Genomic DNA, 21,690 nt, shown 5'->3' with positions numbered 1-21,690 from the left:
GCTGACCGAAAGGTTAACTTTATAGGTTTCTGCGCGCGCCGCAAACAATCTGTTACAAAAACCGAACAAAGAATCAACGCTGCGTTTCTAATCAACGCCCTCGACACGTTTAACCGGGCACGCGAAGGCAACCGCAGCACGCCGCGCCCGATTTAGTTACAATCTCATAGGTTTTTTCCACGGTACCGCAGCATGGATATTTCACTGTTTCGCGGGCGCTTGACGCGCTTGAACAAGCGTCTGCGCCAAGAGGCGCAGAATCATCCCGAGACCTGGTCGCAGATGCTGGTGCTGAGCGCGATAGATCAAATGGACGGCACGGCAACGCCTTCAAAAATTGCCGAGGCAGAAAATATCCGTTCGTCCAATCTTGCGTCGCTGTTGAAGGACCTGGAAGCGCGAAACCTGATTACTCGCACGCCAGATACCGAAGATCGCAGGCGCACTTGGATCGGGCTGTCCGAACAAGGCCAGACCGTCTTGCAGGCAAGCCGTCAGCGCCGGGATGAGTGGTTGGCTCAAGCAGCGAACGCGTGCCTGACGAGTGCTGAACGCAAGCAATTGGACGCGGCCGGGCTGCTGATGGACAAGCTCAGCCACTATGGCCGCGACGAGCAGCGCTGAACGCGCGTTGAAGCGTTTTTTTCAGATACGACGCTCGCAATTGCGTGCGTGCGCTCGAACTGCAAAGGCGTCGCAGTGAGAGAGGTGCCGCTTTGATCAAGCAAGGGCGCGACGACCCAGACCTCATTCGCCAGTTGGCACGCGATACGCCCCAGCACCTTGAGCCCGGGGGCATCGATACCGTCGTCATTGGTCAGAAGAATTCGCTCGAATCGATGATCACCGTTCGCCATGGTAATACTCCGTCAATGCAGGCGCTCGGATGACCGCCATCGATGGCGTATTTACCTATATTTAAATAGTTATCCATAAATAGCTATAAACCCGAAAAAACTACAGCGGAAACTCCGCCCGGATCAGCGTGCCCCCTTCGGCGCGGTTGCTGGCGGTAACGGCTCCGCCATGGGCCTGGCAGATTGCACGAGCGATGGACAAGCCCAGCCCGCTGCCGCCCGAATAACGCGCCCTGGAGCGCTCCGCCCGCCAGAAACGGTCGAATACGCTGTCCAGGTGCTGTGCCTCGATCCCTGGGCCGCGGTCACCAATCTCTATCACTACCCGGTCTTCGACGCGACGCGCCATCACGTTCATTTCGCCCCCACCCGCCGCGTAACGCAGCAGGTTATCAATCAGGATATTGAGCACCTGGCCCAGGCGATCGCGATCGGCATGGATACGAAACCCGTCGGCAATATTGATCTGCGTGCGCACGCCGGCCTCATCCAATTGCGGCTGGAACCAGGCCAGTCGCTCGGCGACCAGGGCCGCCAGGGAAAAATCGCTGCGCTCCAGCACCAAACGGCCGGCACGGGCCATCGACAACAAGTGCAGGTCATCCACCAGTTTGCGCAGTTGATCGAGCTGACGCTTGACCATGCCCAACTGCGCGGCATCACTGGGGAACACCTCATCGAGCATGCCCTGCACGCGCCCCATGGCGGCGTTCAATGGCGTGCGCAGTTCATGGGCGATGACCGCGCTGGACTCGCGTACATCACGCTCATAGCGCTGCAGTTGCGTGGTCATGCTGTTGAAGTCACTGATCAGGCGCTGCAGCTCATCGGGTGCGTCGCGGTGAACTGGCAGGCGCGTCAGGAAGTCACCGCCGGCGACCCGCCGCGCGCCCTGGGCAATCGCCGAGAACTGGCTGGACAAGGGTCGCGAAAACCACAAGCCACAGAGGATGATGATCGGAATAGCCGCCAGCACCAGGCACGCCAGAATCAACCAGTCTCGGTTGGCCATGTCCGGCTGGAAGAATTCCACCGGATAATATTCGGCAACCAGTTGGCGCAGACGTTTTTCGTTGAGCTGCGGCTCGGCGCGCAGCTGCAGCAATTCCTCGCGCGCCGCTGGCGGCAGGTGCTGCAAAAAATACCGGTCCGACAACCTGAAGTTGATCCACATGCAAATGGCGATCACCACCACCGCGCCAATCGCCAACAGGCTCATGCGCATGCCGACCCAGCGCCACAAGGGTTTGTCGTTGACCCGTGAGTTCTCACGCATAGTGCTCACCTGAACCGATAGCCGATGGAGCGCACCGTCACCAGTACCCCGGCGATGCCATGGGTTTCCAGCTTACGCCGCAGGTTGTGCACATGGGTGTCGACGACGCGAGCCAGGGCTTCGCTTTCCGGCAGGCAGATTTCCAGCAGCTCATCACGGGTGAACGCCTTGGAGGGTGTCTTCAGCAAGGTGACCAACAATTTGAACTCCGTGGGCGTCAGGTCCAGCAGCTGCGAGGGTGCATCGCGATGTTCAATGGCCGCGGTAAAGGCGACGAGGTCCACTCGCAGGTTTTCATGGCGCAACAGCTGTTCAACCGGCTGGCTGCCCATGGTGCGCCGCAACACCGCGTGCACCCGCGCCACCACCTCACGCGGGCTGTAGGGCTTGACCACATAGTCGTCGGCGCCATAGCGCAAGGCGCCGAGTTTTTCCGGCTCGTCGCCCATGGCCGTGACCATGATCACAGGCGTGTCACTGCTGCGCCGCACCGCGGACAGCACCTCGGTGCCACTCAAACGCGGCAGCATCACGTCGAGCAGTATCAGGTCGGGCCGCCAGCTTTTGTGCAGGTCCAGACCGCGCTGGCCGTCTTCGGCCAGCGCCACCTCAAAACCGTCCCGGAGCAGATAGGCTTCGAGAATGTTGGCGCTGTCGGCGTCGTCTTCGACGATAAGGATACGTTTTCCTGACACAAAGAAGCCTCTTGATGAAACCTTGATAATTCACGAACGGTTTATTGAAAGACCGCGGGCAGTATTGCCCTACGCCCGACTTTCGCGAACCGATCCTATGCCCACCACCGTCCCGCTGTCCAAGCCTATCAAGCTGTCTGAGCGCCTCGGCGCGGTTTTGCTGCTGGTCGGTATGCTGGCCGGTTGTTCGCTGGCGCCTGCGTACCAGACGCCCGCATTGCCGGTGCCGGACAACCTGAAAGGCACACGGGTCACGGACGCACCCTCCTCCACGATCAACAGCGCAGAAGCGCTTAGCGCAGAGGAAAAACAACTGCTGGCCGGCCTGGACTCATCGGCGCAGTTGCCGGCGATGGTTGAACAAGCCTTGGACTACAACCGTGACCTGCGCCTTGCGTTGCTGCGCGTAGAGCAAGCCCGCGCCCAGTACGGCATTTCCCGCGCCGATCGCTTGCCCACGGTAGCGCTGGGGCTGCAACGCAACCGCCAGCACTTGCACGACAAGGCTGCCGACGAGCGTTATGGGCAGGACATCGCGGTGGCCTCCGTGGGCATCTCAGATTTCGAGCTGGATTTTTTCGGCCGGGTGCGCAGCCTCTCCGAAGCGGCGCAGCATGACTACCTGGGCACGCGCTACGGTGCCCTTGCCGCGCGCAAGGCACTGATCGTTGAAGTGGCGCGGCTGTATTTGCAGGAACGCTTGCAGGCCGGCGTGAGAGCCGACATTCAGTCCATTCTCGACAACCAAAACCAGCTGCTGAGCGTACTCGACGGCCAGCAAAAAGCAGGGCTCGTGGCGCAGGACACGGTTGACACTCAGCGCATGCAGGTGCGTCGTTCCGCGCTGCAACTTGAGGATGCGAGCGCTGAACAGGCGCGTGCGCAACAGGCGCTGTCTTGGGTCACCGGGTATCAGGTCGCCCCTTTGGCAGCGGCGGCACAAAGCCCAGTCATCGATCTCAACCCGCCGTCATGGCTGGTCGATCTGCCGTCCCATCAGCTGTTGCAGCGCTTTGATGTGCGCCAGTGCGAACAAGCGCTGCGCGCCGCGAACGCCAACATCGGCGCCGCCCGTGCAGCGTTCTTCCCCTCAATCACCTTGAGCACCGGCGCCGGCATCGCCAGCCCGCGCTTGAACACCTTGTTTTCATCCGGCAGCGGCGCCTGGCTGTTCACTCCGCAACTGAACCTTCCGCTGTTCGACGGTGGCCGCAACCAGGCCAACCTGGAACTCGCCACCGCTCGCCAACAGTCCGCCGTCGCCCAATACGAAAAGACCGTGCAGGACGCCTTCCGCGAAATCGCCGACCTGTTGACTCAACGTCAGCAAGCGTTGGCCAACGCCACCACGCAAATTGATCTGGCGGCATTGACCGCATTGAAGACCAAGCGTCTTGACCAACAGATTGCCGCCGGTGCGGCGGCACGTTCGGAGCACCCGGCGGCTGCCATTCGCCTGACTGAATCGGCCATCGAATTACGCAAGGCCACCTACCAGTTGTTATTCAACCGCCTGGCGCTGTATCGCGCGCTGTCCGGCGCACCGCTATTTTCCTCCGCTGAAAGGGTTTCACCATGAACTTGAACACTCCCCCTACTCGCACCGTGCTGTGGGGCGCCGCCGCCTTGATGGCCTGCACGCTCGCAACCCCGGCACAGGCGGCCGACGCCAACCCGGCAGCCGACAAAACCACCGCCACCCTGGGCCTTGGCATGGGTGTCACGCCGCGCTACATGGGCGCCGACCGCTACCGCGCACTCGTGCTGCCGATGTTCAGCATCCAGCGCGGCGTGCTGTTCGCCGACACCACTCGTGGTGTGGGCCTGCAATTTCAATCCGACAGCGGCTTTGGCGCCAGCGCGGCGATCAACTACGACCTGGGCCGCAAGGAAAAGGACAGCACCAGCCGCCCGGGCGACCGCGAGCTGAACGGCATGGGCGATATCAACGGCGCCACCGTCGCCGACTTCACCCTCAGCCAGCAACTGCTTGACTGGCTGTCGGTCAGCGGCGAGGCCGAACTGCGTATGGCCGGCGAACACCGTGGCAACCGCTACCGATTCGGCCTGGAAGGCATTCTGTTCCACACAGGCAGCGACACCGTGGCCCTGGACATCGACGCCCATGCCGGTGATGGCCGCTACAACCAGACCTTCTTCGGCGTCACCCAGGCGCAGAGCCAACGTTCACTCTACGGGCGATACGACGCTGATGCCGGGATCTATGCCTACTCCGCCGCCTTGAACTGGCAGCACAGCCTGGACGCGCACTGGTCGACGCTGGCCAGCCTGACACTCACCCAGTACGCCGACCAGGCGCGTAACAGCCCGCTGGTCCGACGTGAAAGCGCCGGCCTGGGCATGTTCGCCATCAACTACACCTTCTAATAACGAGGCGCCAGGCATGCAGGGTTTTGCTCAGTTTTTCCGTCCTTGGGGCCGTCCCCTGCTGCTCGGCGTTGCCTGCCTGATGGTGGCGGCCTGTTCGCGCCAGGAACCGGTGCCAGAGCCGGCGATAAGGTCCGTCAAAGTCACCACCGTGCACGCCACAGAGGTCGACGCTGCGCCGTTGACCGGTGTGGTGCGCCACCGCCAACGCGCGGCCCTGGCCTTCGAAGGCGCGGGCCGGTTGGTGATGTTGAACGTGGACGTCGGCGATAGCGTAAAACAAGGCCAGGTGCTGGCAAGCCTGGACACTGCAGCCGTGCGGTTACGTCTGAAACAATCGCAAGCGGCCTTGTTAGCCAGCGTGGCGCAAACCGGCGAGCGCAGGCGCAACAAGGTCCGCCAGCAACAGCTATTCGCCCAGGGCAGCGTCGCGGCCAGCGCCGTGGAGCAAGCCGACGCCGCGTGGCAGGCCGCCGTTGCACAGCAGACCGCCGATGAGGCGGCGCTGGACCTCGTACGACGCGATCAACGCCAGGGCCAACTCGTCGCGCCGTTTGATGGCCGCGTCGTGGCCAGACCCGCGCAGTTGTACAGCGAGTTGTCGCCCGGCCAAGTGGTGATGGAACTGGAGGCCGGCGGCGCGTTGCAGGTCATCGTGCAAATCCCGGTGGAACAGGCCGCCGGCCTCAAGCCTGGCGACCACGCCGTCGCCAACGACCCGGCAGCACCCGGCTCAACCCTGCCGCTGATACTTGAAGGCGTATCGACGCGTGCACAGAACGGCCTGTTGCAAAGCGCGCGTTTCCGCCTGAACGCCCGCGACCTCGCGCTCCCCAGCGGCGTAAACCTCAACGTACGGTTGGCGGCGCCCGCCGCGCTCACGCTGTCGATTCCGACCCAGGCGCTGCGCATGGGTGGCGACGCCAGCCAGGTGCAGGTATTCGTCTATGACCCGGCCCAGGGCAAGGTCGCCCTGCGTGAGATCCGGATCGGCTTGATCGACCAAGGCCGTGTCGCCATCGACAACGGCCTCAAGGACGGCGAGCAAGTGGTCGTCACCGGCGTGGCGTTCCTCACCGACGGCCAGCCCGTCAACCTGCTCTCGCCCTCCAGCCGTTTGAGCACGCCCGAATGATCAACCTGACCCGTCACGCTTTGGGCGCAAGCCGCCTGACGTTATTCACTGCCCTGCTGATCCTGCTCGCAGGCGTGGCCACGTTCCTGAGCTTTCCGACCCAGGAAGAGCCCTCGGTGACGATCCGCGACGCACTGGTGAGCATCCAATTCCCCGGCCTGCCCAGCGAACGCGCCGAGGAGTTGCTGGCCCGCCCCACCGAAGAAAAACTGCGCGAGCTGTCGCAGATCAAAAACATCGTGACCACCATCCACCCTGGCAGTGTGATCATCCAGGTGACAGCCCGCGATGAAATCAAGGACCTGGGCGTGCTGTGGCAGCAGGTACGCAATAAAGTCGCCGAGGCCGGCGCCAGCTTTCCAGCGGGCACCCAGGGGCCGTTTGTCGACGATAATTTCGGGCGTGTCGCCGTGGCGTCCATCGCGATTACCGCGCCCGGCTACAGCATGAGCGAGATGCGCGGACCGCTCAAGCGCCTGCGCGACCAGTTGGGCGGGTTGCCCGGCATCGGCCAGGTGACGCTGCACGGCGTGCAGGACCAGCAGCTGTCGATCGACTTCAACCCGCAGCGCCTGGCGGGGCTGGGCTTGTCTCCTCAACAACTGTTCCAGCAATTGCAGCAACAGAATGTGTTGGCCCCCGGCGGTATCGCCGACATTGGCGGGCAAATCACCACCCTGACCGTCACCGGCGAAGTGCTCAGCGTGGAGCAACTGCGCCAGTTGCCGATCCAACTGCCCGGCGCAGACGGCACCGCGCAGTCGGTGGCCCTCGGCGCCATCGCGCAGATCTCGGTAATGGCTACCGATCCACCCCAGACCGCTGCGGTATATCAAGGCCAGGACGCCGTGGTGCTGGCAGTGTCGATGGCGCCAGGACAGAACGTTCATCAATTCGGCGTGGCCTTGCGCGAGCGCTTGGCCCAGCTGGAGCAGCAACTGCCGGTGGGTTTCAGCACCCATAGGGTGACGTTCCAGGCGGATGTGGTCGATCAGCAGATGGCCAAGATGAAGCATGTGATGATCGAGACCGTGGTCATCGTCATGGCCGTGGTCATGCTGTTCCTGGGCTGGCGCACGGGGTTGGTGGTGGGCGCGATTGTGCCGCTGACCATCCTCGGTACGTTGATCGCCATGCGCATGCTCGGGGTCGAGCTGCAAACCGTGTCCATCGCCGCGATTATCCTCGCCCTGGGCCTGCTGGTGGACAACGGCATTGTGATTGCCGAGGACATCGAGCGCCGACTGCATGCCGGTGAGGATCGACGCCAAGCCTGCGAGGATGCCGGGCGTACCCTGGCGATTCCATTGCTGACCTCGTCGCTGGTGATTGTGCTGGCCTTCTCGCCGTTCTTCCTCGGTCAGACCAGCACCAATGAATACCTGCGTTCACTGGCTGTCGTGCTGGCGCTGACGCTGCTCGGCTCGTGGTTGTTAAGTATCACCGTCACGCCGCTGCTGTGCCTGTATTTCGCCAAAGCCGCTCCTCAGGACACGGCAGAGGACAGTTACGACAGTGGTTTTTACCGTGGCTATCGGGCGGTCATCCGCCGGGTGCTGCAGCACAAAGCGCTGTTTTTGATGGCCATGCTGGTGTTACTCGCCGCCGCGATCTTCGAACTGATGCGCGTGCCCTATGACTTTCTGCCTCAGTCGGACCGCTTGCAGTTCCAGGTGCCCATCACCCTGGAGCCCGGCAGCGGTTCGCGCAAGACCTTGCAGAGCGTGCGCGAGATCAGCCTGTGGCTGAGCAAGGAACCCCAGGTGGCCGACAGCATCGGCTACGTGGGCGATGGCGGGCCGCGTATCGTTCTGGGCCTCAACCCGCCTTTGCCGGCACCGGAAACCGCGTACTTCACCGTCAGCGTCAAGGCCGGTACGGATATCGATGCGGTGATCGCCAATACCCGCCGCTATCTGCTCGAGCAACACCCGGAAGTGCGCGGCGAGCCCAAGCGTTTTTCCCTGGGCACCACCGAGGCCGGTGTCGCGATCTATCGCGTGCTGGGCCCGGACGAACAGGTATTGCGCAGCCTCGCCGGTCAGATCGAAAAAGCCCTGCGTGACGTGCCAGGCACACTGGATGTGCGCGATGACTGGAGCACGCGCCTGGCGCGGTATACCGTCGAGGTCGACCAGCACAGCGCGCGCCGCGCCGGTGTCGACACTCAAGCCATTGCCCAGGCGTTGCAACTGCATTTCGGCGGACTCCAGGTGTCGTCGTTGCAGGACAACCAAACCCGCGTCCCGCTGGTGGTGCGTGAGCCGTCGACGACAAGCGATGCCTGCCCCGATCTGCGCGGCATCCTGGTCTACCCGGCCGACGGCTCTACGCCCGTGCCTCTGTCAGCCGTAGCCCGTATCGTCGCGTCGAGCGAACCTTCGACGCTGATGCGGCGCAATCAGGAACGCGCCATTACCGTGGTCGGGCATAACCCGTCTTTGACGGCGACTTCCATCGTCGAGCAGTTGGCACCGCAAGTAGCGGCGCTGCCCCTGCCGCCGGGCTATCGCATTGAACTGGGCGGTGAAATCGAAGACTCGGCGGATGCCAACCAGGCGTTGCTGCAATACCTGCCCCACGCGCTGATCGCCATGCTGTTGCTGTTCGTCTGGCAGTTCAATTCGTTTCGCAAGCTGCTGATTGTGGTCTCGGCGATCCCCTTCGTCCTGATCGGCGTGGCTGTTGCGCTGCTGATCACCGGCTACCCGTTCGGCTTCATGGCCACCTTCGGGCTGTTGTCCCTGGCGGGGATCATCGTGAACAACGCCGTGTTGCTGCTCGAGCGTATCGAGGCCGAACTCCACGAGGGCCTGCCGGTGTACGAAGCGGTGGTGAATGCCGCCGTGAAACGCCTGCGCCCCATCGTCATGACCAAACTGACCTGCATTATCGGGCTGGTGCCGTTGATGCTGTTTGCCGGGCCGCTGTGGAAAGGCATGGCGATCACGCTGATGGGCGGCCTGGCGCTGGGCACGTTGGTCACTCTGGGGTTGATCCCCGTGCTGTACGTATTGCTGTTCACACCGCGTAAACATTCACACATCAAGGCGAACACACCATGAATTTTTCGTTGAAGGCAAAGCGCACTATCAAGCGCATAACCCTCGGGGCCGTGCTGCTTAGCGCGCTGTCGATGAGTATCGGCGCTCAAGCCTCCGCGTTCGTCCACCCAGGCCTGTTGCAGACCGAACAGGACTTCATACGCATCCGCGAAAAACTGGCCAACCATAATCAGCCGTGGCTGGCCGGTTGGCAGAAGCTGACTGCCAACCGGCACGCATCACTGGCCTGGAACCCGAGCCCCGTCGCGGTGGTGTATCGGGGCGCGGAGGGTCAGCATCCGGAAAACTATGCCAGGTTATTCAACGACGCCGCCGCCGCGTACGCATTGGCCCTGCGCTGGCAGATATCCGGCGACCCCGCGTATGCCGACAAAGCCGTGGCGTTGTTGAACCAGTGGTCCACCACCCTCACGGCCATTGAGGGCACCTCGGACCGATTCCTGGCATCAGGCCTGTACGGTTACCAGTTCGCCAATGCCGCAGAATTATTGCGCGGTTATTCAAAGTGGAAGGCTGCGGACTTTCGTCAGTTCCAGCACATGATGCTCACGGTCTTTTACCCGATGAACCATGATTTCCTGGTGCATCACAATAACGCGCTGGTCGACCATTATTGGGCGAACTGGGACCTGGCCAACATGAACGCGATGCTGGCAATTGGCGTGCTGACCGACCGCCGCGATATCTATGATGAAGCAGTCAACTACTTCAAACATGGCGCCGGCAACGGTTCCATTGAACACGTGGTGTGGAAGCTCTACGGCAATGGTCTCGGCCAGGTCCAGGAAAGCGGGCGTGACCAGGCGCACACCCTGCTTGATATTGCCTTGCTCGGCAGTTTCTGCCAAATGGCCTGGAGTCAGGGCGATGATCTATTCGGCTATCAGAACAACCGCGTGCTGCAAGGCGCCGAGTATGTGGCCAAATACAACCTGGGCCAGGACGTGCCGTTTACACCTTTTATCAACAGCGGTTTCCAGCAAACCGTTATTTCGGCAAAGCATCGCGGCGACATCAGTCCGATCTGGGAACTGCTCTACAACCACTACGTCGTGCTTAAAGGCCTAAAAGCGCCGAACGTGAAAGCCTTCGCGCATAAAGTCCAGGTAGAAGGGGGTGGCGGGGATTACGGTCCAAACAGTGGTGGATATGACCAACTGGGGTATGGAACATTGCTCTACTCGTTGAGCGAATACGGTCTGTCAGCCAGTGAACTGGTGCCCTGAAAATTCATCAATGCGCCTTTACGGCAACCACGACTGCGGCTCAATACGGCACTGCCAGCCTGAGTTGATGTATTCCAGTGGGAGAAGACATGACTCTCCCAGGTGCTCCTTGAAAGCAGAGTGGCCGAGTGAGCGCGGCCCGTTGCTCCAGGGTTATTTCCAGCTTCTTGCGCACAATTCGCAGCTGCACCGCCATCGAACCCCGCGCCTTGAAAGTCATGACACTTTACTTGCGCATGACACACTGTGTCATTAAGATCACCCTATGTTCTGAAGTCACCTTGAACCTATCTGGAACCTGAGGGTAAAACGTTGAAAGTCCATTTTGTGATGCACGAGTCCTTCGAAGCACCGGGTGCGTTCGAGAACTGGGTAAACGCCCGGGGTTATCAAGCAACCTATTCACGCGTATACGAATATGCCGTCCTCCCGGACGACGCCGCCTCGTTCGACCTCTTGGTTGTGCTAGGCGGGCCCCAGGACCCTGGCACATCGCTTGAGCAATGCGCCCATTTCAACGCGTTGGCCGAGCGCGAACTCATAAACAAAGCCATCACAAGCGGTCGTGCGGTCGTCGGTGTTTGCCTGGGTTCGCAACTGATCGGCGAAGCGCTGAATGCGCCTTTCGCACACAGCCCCGAGAAAGAAATCGGCAAATTTCCCATTCACCTGACCGAGGAAGGCTTGGCGAATCCAAAGTTTTCCCATTTCGGCAAGACTCTGGATGTCGGTCATTGGCACAACGACATGCCTGGCCTCACCGGGAATGCCAAGATCATTGCGTACAGTGAAGGCTGCCCGCGCCAGATCGTTGAGTACAGCAACTTGGTATATGGCTTTCAGTGCCATATGGAACTCACCCAAGACGTCGTGGAATTGTTGATCCAAGCCTCTGAAACGGAACTGGCGACATTGACTGACCGCAGGTTTGTCCAACAGCCAGCAGCATTGCGGCAGAACAACTACGACGAGATGAACCAGAAACTATTCCTATTTTTGGACAAGCTCGTTGCTGATTACCTGGCCCAATAGGGCTCAAATAGAACAGGTAAAACTCTCCACAGTTTTTACCGGGTGTCGTGCGCATCGTCTTGGCCCATTGTCGGATGGATAACGGCAGTCAACTTGCCCGATTCAAGGTGCTGCACCTGTAAAACCGCTCACACCCTCGGCTACAGCGACGCCCGCGTGCTGCGCCGGGCGTTTAAACGGTGGACGGGTACCTTGCCGAGCGAGCAGTGCCAGCGCTGAGGATCAGCCGGTTTTATTCAGCGACACGGCCGGCTCATAACGCCTGTCAACCGCCTGCGCGCCTGGCAATTCCTTACGCAACACCCACAACGTGACCGACTTGGGCAGCACCCTGGCCAGGCGGATCACCCACCTCATCGGCCAGGGAAACAAATAATCCCATCGGCGGCTGCGCATGGCGTACAGCATATGGTCGACCGCCACGGCCTCGGATATTTCCAGCGGTGCCGGCATACCATCGTTGGCGGTTTGCGCGGTGGCGACAAACCCTGGGTAGAGCGATAGAAAACGAATGCCACGGCCACCGAACTCGATGCGGCACGTATCTATCAACAAGCGCAGTGCGCCCTTGGCGGCGCTGTACGGACCCTGCAAAGTCACACCGAGAAAACCCGCGAGTGAATTGGTGTGCACCACAAAACCATACCCCTGGCGGCTCATCTGCTCCAGGGCCGGGAACAGGTAGTTGACCACCACGTCGTAGTTCGAGCGCATATACGCCGTGACATCTGCGGCTTTCATCTCGCGCATATCCAGCGCGGGTGCTCCGCCGGCGTTGAGCACGACCACGTCGAGGCGGCCATACAGCTCGACGATTTCATCCACCAGGCTAGCCGCCGCCTGCTCATCCAGGGCATCCACCGCCGAGACAAGGCATTTGCCGCCCTGGAGTGTGATTTCCCGTTGCAGATCATCCAGCAGGTCCTTGCGCCGAGCGGTGGCCACCACCCAGGCCCCCTCCTGTGCCAGACGCACCGCCAGGCCCCGCCCCATGCCGGAGGACGCGCCTACCACCAGCACCACTTTGCGCGCAAAACTGACGGGCTTGCTCGCGGGGCATCGGCGCAGCAACCCCACCAGGGTCAGTGCAATCAGCGAGAATATGGCACTGACCAGCAACACGTACTCCGCGTTCTCCCCCACTACCCACTGCGACGCCATCAACGGGCCGAAGGCGCTCCCCAGTAGTTGCATGCCTGGAACCAGCGCCGCTATCCGCCCCGAGCGATCAAGTTGCAACGCGATACGCACCTGGAACGGCGTCAACATCAGCCAGATCAAGCCAAACGCGCCGCACAACAGCAGGAATACCCTGACGCCCAGATCAGCCGAAAAATACATCCCCAGCGCGATGCCACCCAACAGCGAAGCGGCGACCGCCAGCATTGAATAGTCCGAGACTCGACGCACCAGGATAATCCCCAAGCACCCGCCCAACACCTGCATCAGTAACGTGCCAGAAACGAGCAATTGTGCGCTTTGCGCATCCATTCCCACGTATTTGCTCAATGGCTCCAGGTAAGCCCAGAGCCCACCTATGGCGCTGAGCTGCATAAAGGCCAATCCCAGCAGTAGCACGTGGTTAAGGCCCCAACCGAACTTGGATTTTTCCGCGTGCTCTACTTGCTGATTCGTCAGTCGAATGGGTTGCCAGCGGACCAACAGCAACGAAGCAGCCGTGAGGGCTCCCAGAAACACAAAACCGTAAGACAATGTGCTCTGAATGGGCAGTACCCAATATGCCAACACAGCGGCTACCGCTGCCTGGCCCAGTGTCTGCACCACCATGAACACACCCGCCACACGATCAGGCGCGGGCCCCTGGATGACCAGGTTGACGGTGCCCCATAACAGCAGGCCTTCGGCCAATCCGGCCAGGGCCCGGGTCAGTGCCAGGGCCCCATCGCCAGTGGTATTGGCCGTGATCAGGTCCATCCCCGATGCTGCCAGGATGGCGACGACCGTGATCACTCGCAGACTGAACACCGAACGCAGCAAATCGCCCAGTACTACGCCCAACCCCAACGACAGAATTTCACCCATGGCGACCAAGCCGACACCCTCAAGTGAGAGGCGGTTTTGCGCCAGCAACTCTCCCAGCAACAAGGGTTGCAGCCCCACCATCAACACGGCGATAGAGCCCAACGCCAAGGCGACACTCAGTTGTTTACGGGAAACAGCGGACGGCATGTGCATGGCGTTACACCTCTTGAAGGGGTTTCAGTAACCACGGTTTTCCGGCGGAATCTCGCCTCGGGCAAAACATTGCGTCGCGCGCTTTTCATCTTTCATCAGTCGGCCGTTGGCAACCAACACCACCCACCAGGGCAACAGCGTCATCTTGGCGCCAGACGCTCTGGCGAGGGTGAAGGCCTTGGCGCACTTTTCAAACAGCTGCGCATTCATCGCCATTCGGGTACCGGTGGTGCCCAGGGTCGCGGGTACGCCCTTGATCAACACGGCATTGCCACCCCGCTGCAAGGCGCCGGGAATGTCGTAGACTGACGCCGCCGGCGCACCCATATGGCCAATATGCCGTGCCTGCTCATCAAACAGAATGGGCATGACCCCGCCAAAGTCTGCCAAGCGCTGGGCGAAATCCCCTCCGCCCAGCAAAATGGCGCCGACGTCACTCCGGGCACGGTAGATCGCCTGGTGGGTCTGGCTGTCACCCAGCACATGCACCGGCCAATCGACGTGAGTGGGGGCCAAGTCATCCAACAGGCCCCACCACATGCTTTGCTCGCCCGGTATGCGCAAGGAAAAACTGCTCCCCTCCTGCACCAGACCCGCCAGCCGTTGCCGGATTTCCAGCCATTGTTGCCGCAGTACATCCTGCATCACGCTCACCTCACACCAGTTGAAAGACGGCGTCGAATCGCTCGAGCGCGTCGTCGATGACGTCGTCGGTATCCGCCAGGCTGGTATAGATCCGACTGCCGGCCAGCGTAATCACCCCGTGGGCTGTATAAGCAGCCCCCATCTCTTCCATCATGTGCTTGCGCGACTTGGCTTCGTTACGTGCACGCAGCAACTTGAGCGGGTTGCTGGTATCGAGCAACAACACGCCTGAGGTTTGCAGGTGCACGATCGAGCCCATGTTATAGGCCACATACGGTAAGCCACGACGGTTAATGATTTCGTCCAGCCCCTTGCGCATACGGTCGCCCGCGCGTCCCGCCAACGCCGGCGCATTCAGTTTGCGCGCCTCGATCAAGGCGTAGTAACCCGCGACGCAGGACAACGGGTTGGCCGACAACGTGCCTCCGACAAATGCGCGCCGTGCACTGGTGCCGATGCCGCCGGCGAGCAATTGCATGACATCTCTACGCCCACCGATCGCCCCGGCCATGGGGTAACCACCGGTCAGGCATTTGCCCAATACGGTGATGTCCGGCATCACGTTGAAATACCCTTGGGCGCCGCCCAAACCGGCGCGGAAGCCGGTGACCACCTCGTCGAAAATCAGCAGCGTGTCGAACTCATCGCACAGCTTGCGCAGTTGGCGGTTGAAGTCCGGGTGCACCGGACGCGTGCCACTTTCCGGGCCGAAGGGCTCCACCATGATCGCCGCCGTGCCGCCGCGCAGGCGGTTGATCTGCAAGCGCCGACGCAACGCCTCCAGGTTATTCGGTGGGCTTTCCTGGGTGTGGGCCGTGGCGCCGCGTGGAATGCCGACGGCCTCCATACGGCCGGTGCCCGGCAACCGCATGCCGTATACCAACTGGTCACTCCAGCCGTGATACGCCCCGCCGATCTTGATCACCCATTTCTTGCGGGTATAGGCACGCGCCAAACGCACCGCCGCCATGACCGCCTCGGTACCGGAGCCGAGCAGGCGCACCATGTCGACGCCGGGCATCACTTCGCAGACCAACTGCGCCAGCTTCACCTCGTATTCATGCAACAGGCCGGTGACCGGCCCGCAGTCGTCGAGGATCCGGTTGACCTGCTCACGAATCGCCGGATGGTTGGAGCCCAGCAAAGTCGGACCGCCGGCCTGTAGAAAATCGATATAGCGGTTGCCGTCCACATCGGTCAGATGCGCGCCCTTGGCCTGGGCGATGGCGAGTGGGAACGGGTGATTGAACGCGAGGTTATGCTGCACGCCCCCCGGTATGAATTGCTTGGCCTCCTCGGCAAGCCGCCTCGAACCCTGGCAGCGCTCGTCGAAGTAGCCCATGACCTTGTTCAGCGCCTCACGCTTCAAGGGGCGAATCGGCTGCTTGACCAGCGCATCGAAACGCCGATACAGCGAGTCGACATCAGGCCATTGCGAAACCGCTGAATCTGCCGGCGCAGGCAATGTGATGGGATCAAGGGGTTTGTTCATGATGGGGTCTCGGAAGAAGAGTGGGCTTGGGCAGCGCTGGAACGCACCAGTGCGTCGACCAGGCGTGCGACGGCGGCAGGTGACTGTGATTTTTGCCGGGACTGTTCGGTGATTTGGCGTAACAGGTAGTCACGGCAAAAGGTCTCGAGGTCCTCAAGGCGCGACAGGGTTGTCTCGACATCCGGCCCACAGCACAACACCCCGTGGTTGCGCATCAGGTACGCGTTGTAATCCCAACGAATGGCCCGGCCGAACTTGCCGGCCAGCCAGTTGGAGCCTGAAGGTGCGTACCCGACCAGGGGAATATGTTTACCCAAGGAATCCCACAGTTCAGGGTTGGGCACATCCATCGGTTCGCCGAGCAAGGTGCAAGCACTGGCTACGGGTTGATGCGTGTGGATGCTGCACTGCACGTCCGGGCGCGCCCGCAGGATTTTTGCATGCAACCCGCTTTCGACCGTGGGTGCACGTTCACCGGAGAGCTGCGCCAGATCCTTGAGGCGCAGCACGCAGACGTCCTCGGGGCGCATGGTGAAATAGTCGGTGGCCGACGGCGTAACGGCGATGTGCTGCGCATCGATGCGCAACGCGAGATTGCCGCCGGTGGCCGCGAAAAAGCCGCGGTGACACAAATGCTGCGAGAGCTCGACGATTTGCTCTTGGACATGACTCATGAGGCAGTCTCCTGTGGAGGGTTCAGGCGTCGGTAAAGGGGCGCAAGGCGTTTGCGAACCTCCTGGAACGTGGCGAATTGATCGTCGTACAGCGCGCGAGTGGCACGGGACGGTTCAAACAGGCGGTGCGGGCGTTTGAGACTGGATAGGTCGTGGAACTGCAGCTTGCCCAACGCCACCGCTGCAATGAACGCCGCCCCGCGTGCATTGGTCTGGATGGCGTTCTGCGGCTGCTGGATAACGCGCCCACAGACGTCAGCCATGATCTGGCACCACACGTCCGATTGGGCACCGCCACCGGTGGCCACGATCACATCGCTGGGCTGGCCGAGGAAGCGCGCGAACGGTTCGAACATCCAGCGCGTATTGAGCGCGACCCCTTCCATGAAGGCGCGAATAATGTCTTCCCGTGAGTGCTCCAGTTTCAGGTTGAACAAACCGGCGCGCAGGCTCGGATCACTGATCGGCGAGCGCTCGCCACACAACCAGGGTGTGTAGATCAACCCTCTGGAACCTGGTGGCACCCGCGCGGCGATGCGGTCGAGCAAGGCGTAGACGTCCGGTTGCTGTTCATCACTGAGCAGCTCATCCGGGTGGTACAGCACCTTGTCACGCAGGAATGAAAGGTTAGCGCCCGCCGCCGACTGCATGGCCATCGCCAGGTAGCGACCGTTGACAGCACTGGGTACCGCCGCAATGTGGTGACGCACGCTGGTTTTCTTGAAGGGGACGTGTGCGCCCACCCACGATGAAGTGCCCAGATACAGGTGTGGAGCAAAGTCGCTGACAGTGGCGCCAACGGCCACCGCCGAGGTGTCGACGGCGCCCGCTACCACTTGCGTGGTGCGCGCCAAACCGAGCGCTTCGGCAAGCTCCGGGCGTAAGGTGCCGATAACATCCGTGGAGCGGACCAGCTCAGGCAGTTTGCCCGCCTCGATTCCCAGCGCCTTGACCAGGCCGTCGTCGTAACGGATGCGGTGGGGATCGCGGTTGTCGGTGATCCAGGCGGTCAACATCGAGTCACTGGTGGCGCAATAGCGACCCGACAGGCGCAGGTTCATGTAGTCGAGTACGTTGAGGAACTTGTGGGTGCGCTCGTAACGCTGCGGCTCATGATCGTGGATGTAGGCCATGTGCCCGGCCGAATCCATACCGGACAAAGACGCCACGCCACCGGTCAAGCGCAGTGACCGCCAGAGTTTGAGCGGCCCGTACCCGGCCAGGCTGAACCGCCCTCCTCCCATGCGTTTTTTGACCGCACCGGCGCCGCGTTTATCCAGCCACAACATCGCGTGCCCAATGGCCGTGCCGTCCCGATCCACGCACACCGTGCCTTCGCTCTGTGTCGAACAACACACCGCGATCACTTGGCGGCGCCTGACGGGGTCGGCGCCCAACAGTTCGTTGGCGCCGCGCAGGAAGGCATCCCACCAGTCCTGCGGCGCCTGCTCGACGCTCAACCCGTTCACATGCAGCGGCACGCTGTGAAACGCCCATGCGCGAATATCGCCTTCCAGTGAAACCAGGGCGCACTTGCAACCGGAGGTGCCGAGGTCCACCGCGAGGACGAGTTGCTCCAGACCGGTGGCCGCCTGAGGCGTCCGGGATAAGAAAAGCGAAGTCATAAAGGTCTACTCAGAAAGTACGCGAAATCGACGCGACCCAACGGTTTTCATCCGTGGCGCGCACATGGCCGTCGTCCTCCGCCATGTACAACTCGCGCGCGCGCGTCTTGGCGGTGACAAAGTCCAGCCCCCAATCGAAGCCCCACAAGTGATGGATCAGGCCAATGTCGTAGTCCGCCGCGTTCGCTTCGGAGAAATTGACGATTTGCTGATAGCCCGCATGCAGCTTGAGCGTGGTGTTCATGCCGAGTGCGTATTTGTAGTCCAGGTCATAGAGCAGGCTGCCACGGGAGTTGCGGTCGCCCTTGGCGTAGCATTCCAGGCCCTTGGTGGGATCGTCGCGGAACTGCAACTGGGCCCCGCACACGCCTCCGGTATTGGCGCCACGATAGGTCTTGGACAAGACCCTGGCGACTCGACCTTCCAGCGCACCGTAGCCGATTTCCAGCACGGCGAACTGGCTGTTGTAGTTGGTCGTGCGTTCATTGGTGGGCGTGAAGGTGTCGAAGTCGAATTTGTTCGGCGCCTTGAACTGCGCCCCCGGGAACATCTCCGCCGCCAGGCCCACGCCGTAGTGCCACGCTTCCGGATCGCCAAAGCGATAACCACCCGCGAGCAAGACGCCCAGGCCATCACCGTCAAGAAATTGCTTTTTGCTGACAGTGGTGAACTCGGCAAGCGCGACCAGGCCACTTTCATGGGCAACCTGAACAGTGACGCGGGCGCCGGGATGATTCAAGGAGTCCGAAACGCCCCGCGTGCGGACGTCGGATACAGCCTTGGCCGTGACATCGATGGCATAACTGGCCATTTCGTCGGCGAAGGCCAGGGATGGGCTGACAACAGGCCACAGCAAGGCGGCCATTAGATAATGGTGTGTCGTTGCGCGCATGGGGCTCTCCTACAAGAAAGGTCGGATTACAAAGTGCAAACCGGTGCAGGAGGCAGTGAGGCAATGCGTTCGAATTGCTCTGTCTTGCCGAGAATCTCGGTGCCGACAAAAGCCCGGACATTGAGGATTCCCTCTTTGACCCGAACGACGCCTTTGTATTTTTTATGATCACGGGGGTCGAACACCCAGCCATCGCGCCACGCTTGCTGGTCGAAACGCTCCAGTTGCATGATCTGTACGCCGCAATCGCTGGTGGTGGAGGCCACGTCCTTGACCCAGACCACCTTTCCACACAGCGCGCCGGGCTTGTCGGCGCAATCGTCAACCTTGACCACAGCGTCCTTTTCCGAAGTGAGCCACAGGCCCTTGGCCTCTTGTGGACCCGTTGCTGCATAACCGCTGGACGCGCACACCAGCGCCAGGGAAAGGAAAAGCCATTGCCGAGCCTTCATAGTCATCACCTGTATTTTTTGTTTTAAGAGACCGTCACACTAACGACGCATCGGTTATGATAGTCATCGCTACACGATAGTTATAACTACCATTATCGAGCTCAGCAACATTTTTTTTCATTTTGATAAGCTGACTCTTCAACCTTTTTATTGCCAGGTATCTATGGCCAAGCCCAACACTGCCAGCGCCCGCGCCGCTACCGCCGGGAAAACACAGGAACACAAAAAACCGCCTGCACAGCAGCGCAGCACTGAGACCTACGAGCGGATTCTGGTCGCAACCGCGCAAACCCTGTGTGATGTGGGAATAGAACGTCTGTCCACCAACCTGGTCTGCGAATGTGCCGGGCTGACCCCGCCAGCGCTGTACCGCTACTTTCCGAATAAGTACGCGCTGCTGACGGTATTGGGAGAGCGCCTGCTGGAAAAACAGAACGGGCTCATCGATAACTGGATCACTCCGCAGCTGTTGTCCGGACCGCCCGAGGCTCTGGAGTCGGCGCTCGCCGATCTGATCCTGGACACCTACCGGGTCACCCAGGCGACGCTGGGCGGCATGTGGATTCTCAAGGGCTTGCGCGCCGTACCGGCACTGGAGCACGTGCGGCTCAACTCCCACCGCAAGGTGTCCGCCGCACAGGCGCAAATCCTCGCAGCGCTATTTCCACAGGCCGATCCTCAACAGCTGACCACCGCTGCCCGTGTCGCGGTGGAGATGATTCACGCCACGATCGAACTGTTGTTTGACGAGTCCCTGGACCCCAAGAGCGTCTGCGCTATGGTCGCGTCGATGATTGTCAGCCATCTGGACCGGTTGGCGCCTGCTCCAAGCGCATGAGGTGAGAACGACCATGGCCGGCGCGAACCCGCTGCCCGGCCGGGTCGCACCTTCATCGTCATCAGTTCGTATTGGCCGCCAACGAGCTGAGGGCTTATCGGCTGCGCCTGTCCCGGCACTGGTGATGGCGAAGAAGTTAGAAATTGCGCCAGTTGCTGTTACGCCGAGGGATCACGCTGTACGCCACTCGTCGAGGGATATGCACAGCGTTAAAACTTTATTTCCTGTTGCCCTCTCCCATTCTTTGAGGAGAAAACCAAGATCGCTCAATGCGCCGGCGACTATACGGCCAGTTGCAAGGCAACACTCACACAGGAGGCCCTTGCGAATCCTCATGCAACCGCCAAAGTTCCTCGCCACGCAGGCGCGATGCTTCCCAACAACGCTGGGGTGGTGACTTATCACTACGCCGCACAGGACCTTAAGCAAGCCAAAATCGATTGTGAGAAAGACGGCGGGCAGTGGACGTGGCAGTCAGCTCAATAACCGGATTTCAAATGGCCCATCCCCTATGAACGGCTCTGAGAATGGTACAGCTGCGCCAATACCGCTTATGTTTAAGCGCGGTGATACGGTGCCCAATAACCCGGACCTGCCCGTACTTTTTTATTCAGAGGCACTGTCCAAGCCCTTCGACGACCCTGCGGCACTCTTTGAAGCAATGTTCGCCAGCCAAGGTTGGCCACCTCAGTGGCGTGATCGGATCTACAACTATCATCATTACCATACACAGGGGCACGAAGTGCTGGGTGTCGCAAGCGGCCACGCTCAGCTGATGCTGGGTGGCGAGCACGGGCAGCTTATGAACGTGAGTACAGGCGATGTGTTGCTGTTGCCGGCAGGCACCGGGCATTGCAGTTTGAGCGCCAGTAAAGACTTCCTCGTAGTCGGCGCCTATCCGCCAGGCCAGCGTGCGGATATCTGCCGCGAGGCGCCCACCCCAGAACAGTTGAGGAATATCGAACAGCTACCCTTTCCTGATGAGGGGCCAGTGCCGGGCGATCAAGGTGCCTATCGCAGGCTGTGGGTTAGAGATGGCTAAGCGCCCTCGCCCGCCATGGCTAGCGGGTGAAAATCCGGCAGCGATTTCAGGGCATATTGGACTTCCTCGCGCGAGCCCATGAACCGTTCCTCTCGACTGGGTACTCCACGATCGTAGCGGCGACAAACATGATAATTGCTCCTGCGCACGAGCGAATGCG

Annotated in this window: 19 protein-coding genes; 9 read left to right on the top strand and 10 right to left on the bottom strand. The window is 61.0% G+C overall.

Features of this window, described 5'->3' with window-relative positions:
* Positions 1 to 192 precede the first annotated feature (192 nt).
* Positions 193 to 624, top strand: coding sequence for a MarR family winged helix-turn-helix transcriptional regulator (locus QF043_RS12955; RefSeq protein WP_307418779.1), 432 nt, complete (start codon positions 193 to 195; stop codon positions 622 to 624).
* Here QF043_RS12955 and QF043_RS12950 read toward each other — a convergent pair.
* The 3 genes from QF043_RS12950 to QF043_RS12940 all read right to left on the bottom strand — a co-directional run bounded on the left by QF043_RS12950 (position 600) and on the right by QF043_RS12940 (position 2,828).
* Positions 600 to 857 carry a 5'/3'-nucleotidase SurE gene (locus QF043_RS12950; RefSeq protein ID WP_373460685.1) on the bottom strand — a complete coding sequence of 86 codons (258 nt, stop codon included), beginning with the start codon at positions 855 to 857 and terminating at the stop codon, positions 600 to 602. The genes QF043_RS12955 and QF043_RS12950 overlap by 25 nt on opposite strands.
* A 100-nt stretch (positions 858 to 957) precedes the next feature.
* On the bottom strand, positions 958 to 2,133 hold the full coding sequence (locus QF043_RS12945) for a cell wall metabolism sensor histidine kinase WalK (RefSeq protein WP_307418778.1): 1,176 nt from the start codon (positions 2,131 to 2,133) through the stop codon (positions 958 to 960).
* Between the two features lie 5 nt (positions 2,134 to 2,138).
* A complete protein-coding gene (locus QF043_RS12940) occupies positions 2,139 to 2,828 on the bottom strand; it encodes a response regulator (protein ID WP_065931229.1) in 690 nt (229 codons plus the stop codon).
* 97 nt (positions 2,829 to 2,925) lie between these two features.
* Here QF043_RS12940 and QF043_RS12935 point away from each other — a divergent pair, with 97 nt between their 5' ends.
* The 6 genes from QF043_RS12935 (at position 2,926) to QF043_RS12910 (ending at position 11,674) form a co-directional block, all read left to right on the top strand.
* Entirely contained in the window at positions 2,926 to 4,407 is a 1,482-nt protein-coding gene (locus QF043_RS12935; protein WP_307418777.1) for an efflux transporter outer membrane subunit, read from the top strand.
* Positions 4,404 to 5,216: a MipA/OmpV family protein gene (locus tag QF043_RS12930; protein WP_307418776.1), complete on the top strand. Its 813-nt coding sequence runs from the start codon at positions 4,404 to 4,406 to the stop codon at positions 5,214 to 5,216. The genes QF043_RS12935 and QF043_RS12930 overlap by 4 nt, the downstream gene beginning before the upstream one ends.
* A gap of 16 nt (positions 5,217 to 5,232) precedes the next feature.
* Positions 5,233 to 6,351: an efflux RND transporter periplasmic adaptor subunit gene (locus QF043_RS12925; RefSeq protein ID WP_307418775.1), complete on the top strand. Its 1,119-nt coding sequence runs from the start codon at positions 5,233 to 5,235 to the stop codon at positions 6,349 to 6,351.
* Positions 6,348 to 9,416, top strand: a complete 3,069-nt coding sequence (locus QF043_RS12920) for an efflux RND transporter permease subunit (RefSeq protein WP_307418774.1) — start codon at positions 6,348 to 6,350, stop codon at positions 9,414 to 9,416. Before QF043_RS12925 ends, QF043_RS12920 begins: the two co-directional genes overlap by 4 nt.
* Positions 9,413 to 10,642, top strand: a complete 1,230-nt coding sequence (locus tag QF043_RS12915) for an alginate lyase family protein (RefSeq protein ID WP_307418773.1) — start codon at positions 9,413 to 9,415, stop codon at positions 10,640 to 10,642. Before QF043_RS12920 ends, QF043_RS12915 begins: the two co-directional genes overlap by 4 nt.
* A gap of 312 nt (positions 10,643 to 10,954) precedes the next feature.
* Positions 10,955 to 11,674, top strand: a complete 720-nt coding sequence (locus tag QF043_RS12910; protein ID WP_307418772.1) for a type 1 glutamine amidotransferase — start codon at positions 10,955 to 10,957, stop codon at positions 11,672 to 11,674.
* 222 nt (positions 11,675 to 11,896) lie between these two features.
* On the opposite strand, the gene QF043_RS12905 is transcribed toward QF043_RS12910, so the two are convergent.
* The 7 genes from QF043_RS12905 to QF043_RS12875 are packed head-to-tail and all read right to left on the bottom strand — an operon-like array spanning position 11,897 to position 19,650.
* Complete coding sequence (locus QF043_RS12905; protein WP_307418771.1) at positions 11,897 to 13,870, bottom strand: MFS transporter; 1,974 nt, start codon at positions 13,868 to 13,870, stop codon at positions 11,897 to 11,899.
* 24 nt (positions 13,871 to 13,894) lie between these two features.
* Positions 13,895 to 14,515, bottom strand: coding sequence for a hypothetical protein (locus QF043_RS12900; RefSeq protein WP_307418770.1), 621 nt, complete (start codon positions 14,513 to 14,515; stop codon positions 13,895 to 13,897).
* Between the two features lie 10 nt (positions 14,516 to 14,525).
* Positions 14,526 to 16,007: an aspartate aminotransferase family protein gene (locus QF043_RS12895; RefSeq protein WP_307418769.1), complete on the bottom strand. Its 1,482-nt coding sequence runs from the start codon at positions 16,005 to 16,007 to the stop codon at positions 14,526 to 14,528.
* Positions 16,004 to 16,681, bottom strand: a complete 678-nt coding sequence (locus QF043_RS12890) for a class II aldolase/adducin family protein (protein ID WP_307418768.1) — start codon at positions 16,679 to 16,681, stop codon at positions 16,004 to 16,006. Before QF043_RS12890 ends, QF043_RS12895 begins: the two co-directional genes overlap by 4 nt.
* Positions 16,678 to 18,306, bottom strand: coding sequence for an FGGY-family carbohydrate kinase (locus QF043_RS12885; protein WP_307418767.1), 1,629 nt, complete (start codon positions 18,304 to 18,306; stop codon positions 16,678 to 16,680). Before QF043_RS12885 ends, QF043_RS12890 begins: the two co-directional genes overlap by 4 nt.
* A gap of 10 nt (positions 18,307 to 18,316) precedes the next feature.
* Positions 18,317 to 19,198, bottom strand: a complete 882-nt coding sequence (locus QF043_RS12880; RefSeq protein WP_307418766.1) for a TorF family putative porin — start codon at positions 19,196 to 19,198, stop codon at positions 18,317 to 18,319.
* A 26-nt stretch (positions 19,199 to 19,224) separates the two neighbouring features.
* Positions 19,225 to 19,650 (bottom strand): DUF2147 domain-containing protein, encoded by a 426-nt coding sequence (locus QF043_RS12875; protein WP_307418765.1) that lies wholly within the window; start codon positions 19,648 to 19,650, stop codon positions 19,225 to 19,227.
* A 163-nt stretch (positions 19,651 to 19,813) separates the two neighbouring features.
* Here QF043_RS12875 and QF043_RS12870 point away from each other — a divergent pair, with 163 nt between their 5' ends.
* Positions 19,814 to 20,488, top strand: a complete 675-nt coding sequence (locus QF043_RS12870) for a TetR/AcrR family transcriptional regulator (protein ID WP_307418764.1) — start codon at positions 19,814 to 19,816, stop codon at positions 20,486 to 20,488.
* A gap of 511 nt (positions 20,489 to 20,999) precedes the next feature.
* A complete protein-coding gene (locus tag QF043_RS12865; protein WP_307418763.1) occupies positions 21,000 to 21,530 on the top strand; it encodes a cupin in 531 nt (176 codons plus the stop codon).
* Positions 21,531 to 21,690 lie beyond the last annotated feature (160 nt).

Source organism: Pseudomonas sp. W3I7 (assembly GCF_030816095.1).
GTDB lineage: Bacteria > Pseudomonadota > Gammaproteobacteria > Pseudomonadales > Pseudomonadaceae > Aquipseudomonas > Aquipseudomonas salomonii.
Note: the sequence above shows the minus strand (reverse complement) of the source record. Positions and strands in the feature narration are given on the sequence as shown.

Excerpts from the sequence above, each read along its gene's own strand:
- QF043_RS12955 (WP_307418779.1), top strand. The coding sequence starts at position 193 with ATGGATATTTCACTGTTTCGCGGGCGCTTGACGCGCTTGAACAAGCGT.
- QF043_RS12950 (WP_373460685.1), bottom strand. The coding sequence starts at position 857 with ATGGCGAACGGTGATCATCGATTCGAGCGAATTCTTCTGACCAATGAC.
- QF043_RS12945 (WP_307418778.1), bottom strand. The coding sequence starts at position 2,133 with ATGCGTGAGAACTCACGGGTCAACGACAAACCCTTGTGGCGCTGGGTC.
- QF043_RS12935 (WP_307418777.1), top strand. The coding sequence starts at position 2,926 with ATGCCCACCACCGTCCCGCTGTCCAAGCCTATCAAGCTGTCTGAGCGC.
- QF043_RS12930 (WP_307418776.1), top strand. The coding sequence starts at position 4,404 with ATGAACTTGAACACTCCCCCTACTCGCACCGTGCTGTGGGGCGCCGCC.
- QF043_RS12925 (WP_307418775.1), top strand. The coding sequence starts at position 5,233 with ATGCAGGGTTTTGCTCAGTTTTTCCGTCCTTGGGGCCGTCCCCTGCTG.
- QF043_RS12920 (WP_307418774.1), top strand. The coding sequence starts at position 6,348 with ATGATCAACCTGACCCGTCACGCTTTGGGCGCAAGCCGCCTGACGTTA.
- QF043_RS12915 (WP_307418773.1), top strand. The coding sequence starts at position 9,413 with ATGAATTTTTCGTTGAAGGCAAAGCGCACTATCAAGCGCATAACCCTC.
- QF043_RS12905 (WP_307418771.1), bottom strand. The coding sequence starts at position 13,870 with ATGCACATGCCGTCCGCTGTTTCCCGTAAACAACTGAGTGTCGCCTTG.
- QF043_RS12900 (WP_307418770.1), bottom strand. The coding sequence starts at position 14,515 with ATGCAGGATGTACTGCGGCAACAATGGCTGGAAATCCGGCAACGGCTG.
- QF043_RS12895 (WP_307418769.1), bottom strand. The coding sequence starts at position 16,007 with ATGAACAAACCCCTTGATCCCATCACATTGCCTGCGCCGGCAGATTCA.
- QF043_RS12890 (WP_307418768.1), bottom strand. The coding sequence starts at position 16,681 with ATGAGTCATGTCCAAGAGCAAATCGTCGAGCTCTCGCAGCATTTGTGT.
- QF043_RS12885 (WP_307418767.1), bottom strand. The coding sequence starts at position 18,306 with ATGACTTCGCTTTTCTTATCCCGGACGCCTCAGGCGGCCACCGGTCTG.
- QF043_RS12880 (WP_307418766.1), bottom strand. The coding sequence starts at position 19,198 with ATGCGCGCAACGACACACCATTATCTAATGGCCGCCTTGCTGTGGCCT.
- QF043_RS12875 (WP_307418765.1), bottom strand. The coding sequence starts at position 19,650 with ATGAAGGCTCGGCAATGGCTTTTCCTTTCCCTGGCGCTGGTGTGCGCG.
- QF043_RS12870 (WP_307418764.1), top strand. The coding sequence starts at position 19,814 with ATGGCCAAGCCCAACACTGCCAGCGCCCGCGCCGCTACCGCCGGGAAA.
- QF043_RS12865 (WP_307418763.1), top strand. The coding sequence starts at position 21,000 with ATGAACGGCTCTGAGAATGGTACAGCTGCGCCAATACCGCTTATGTTT.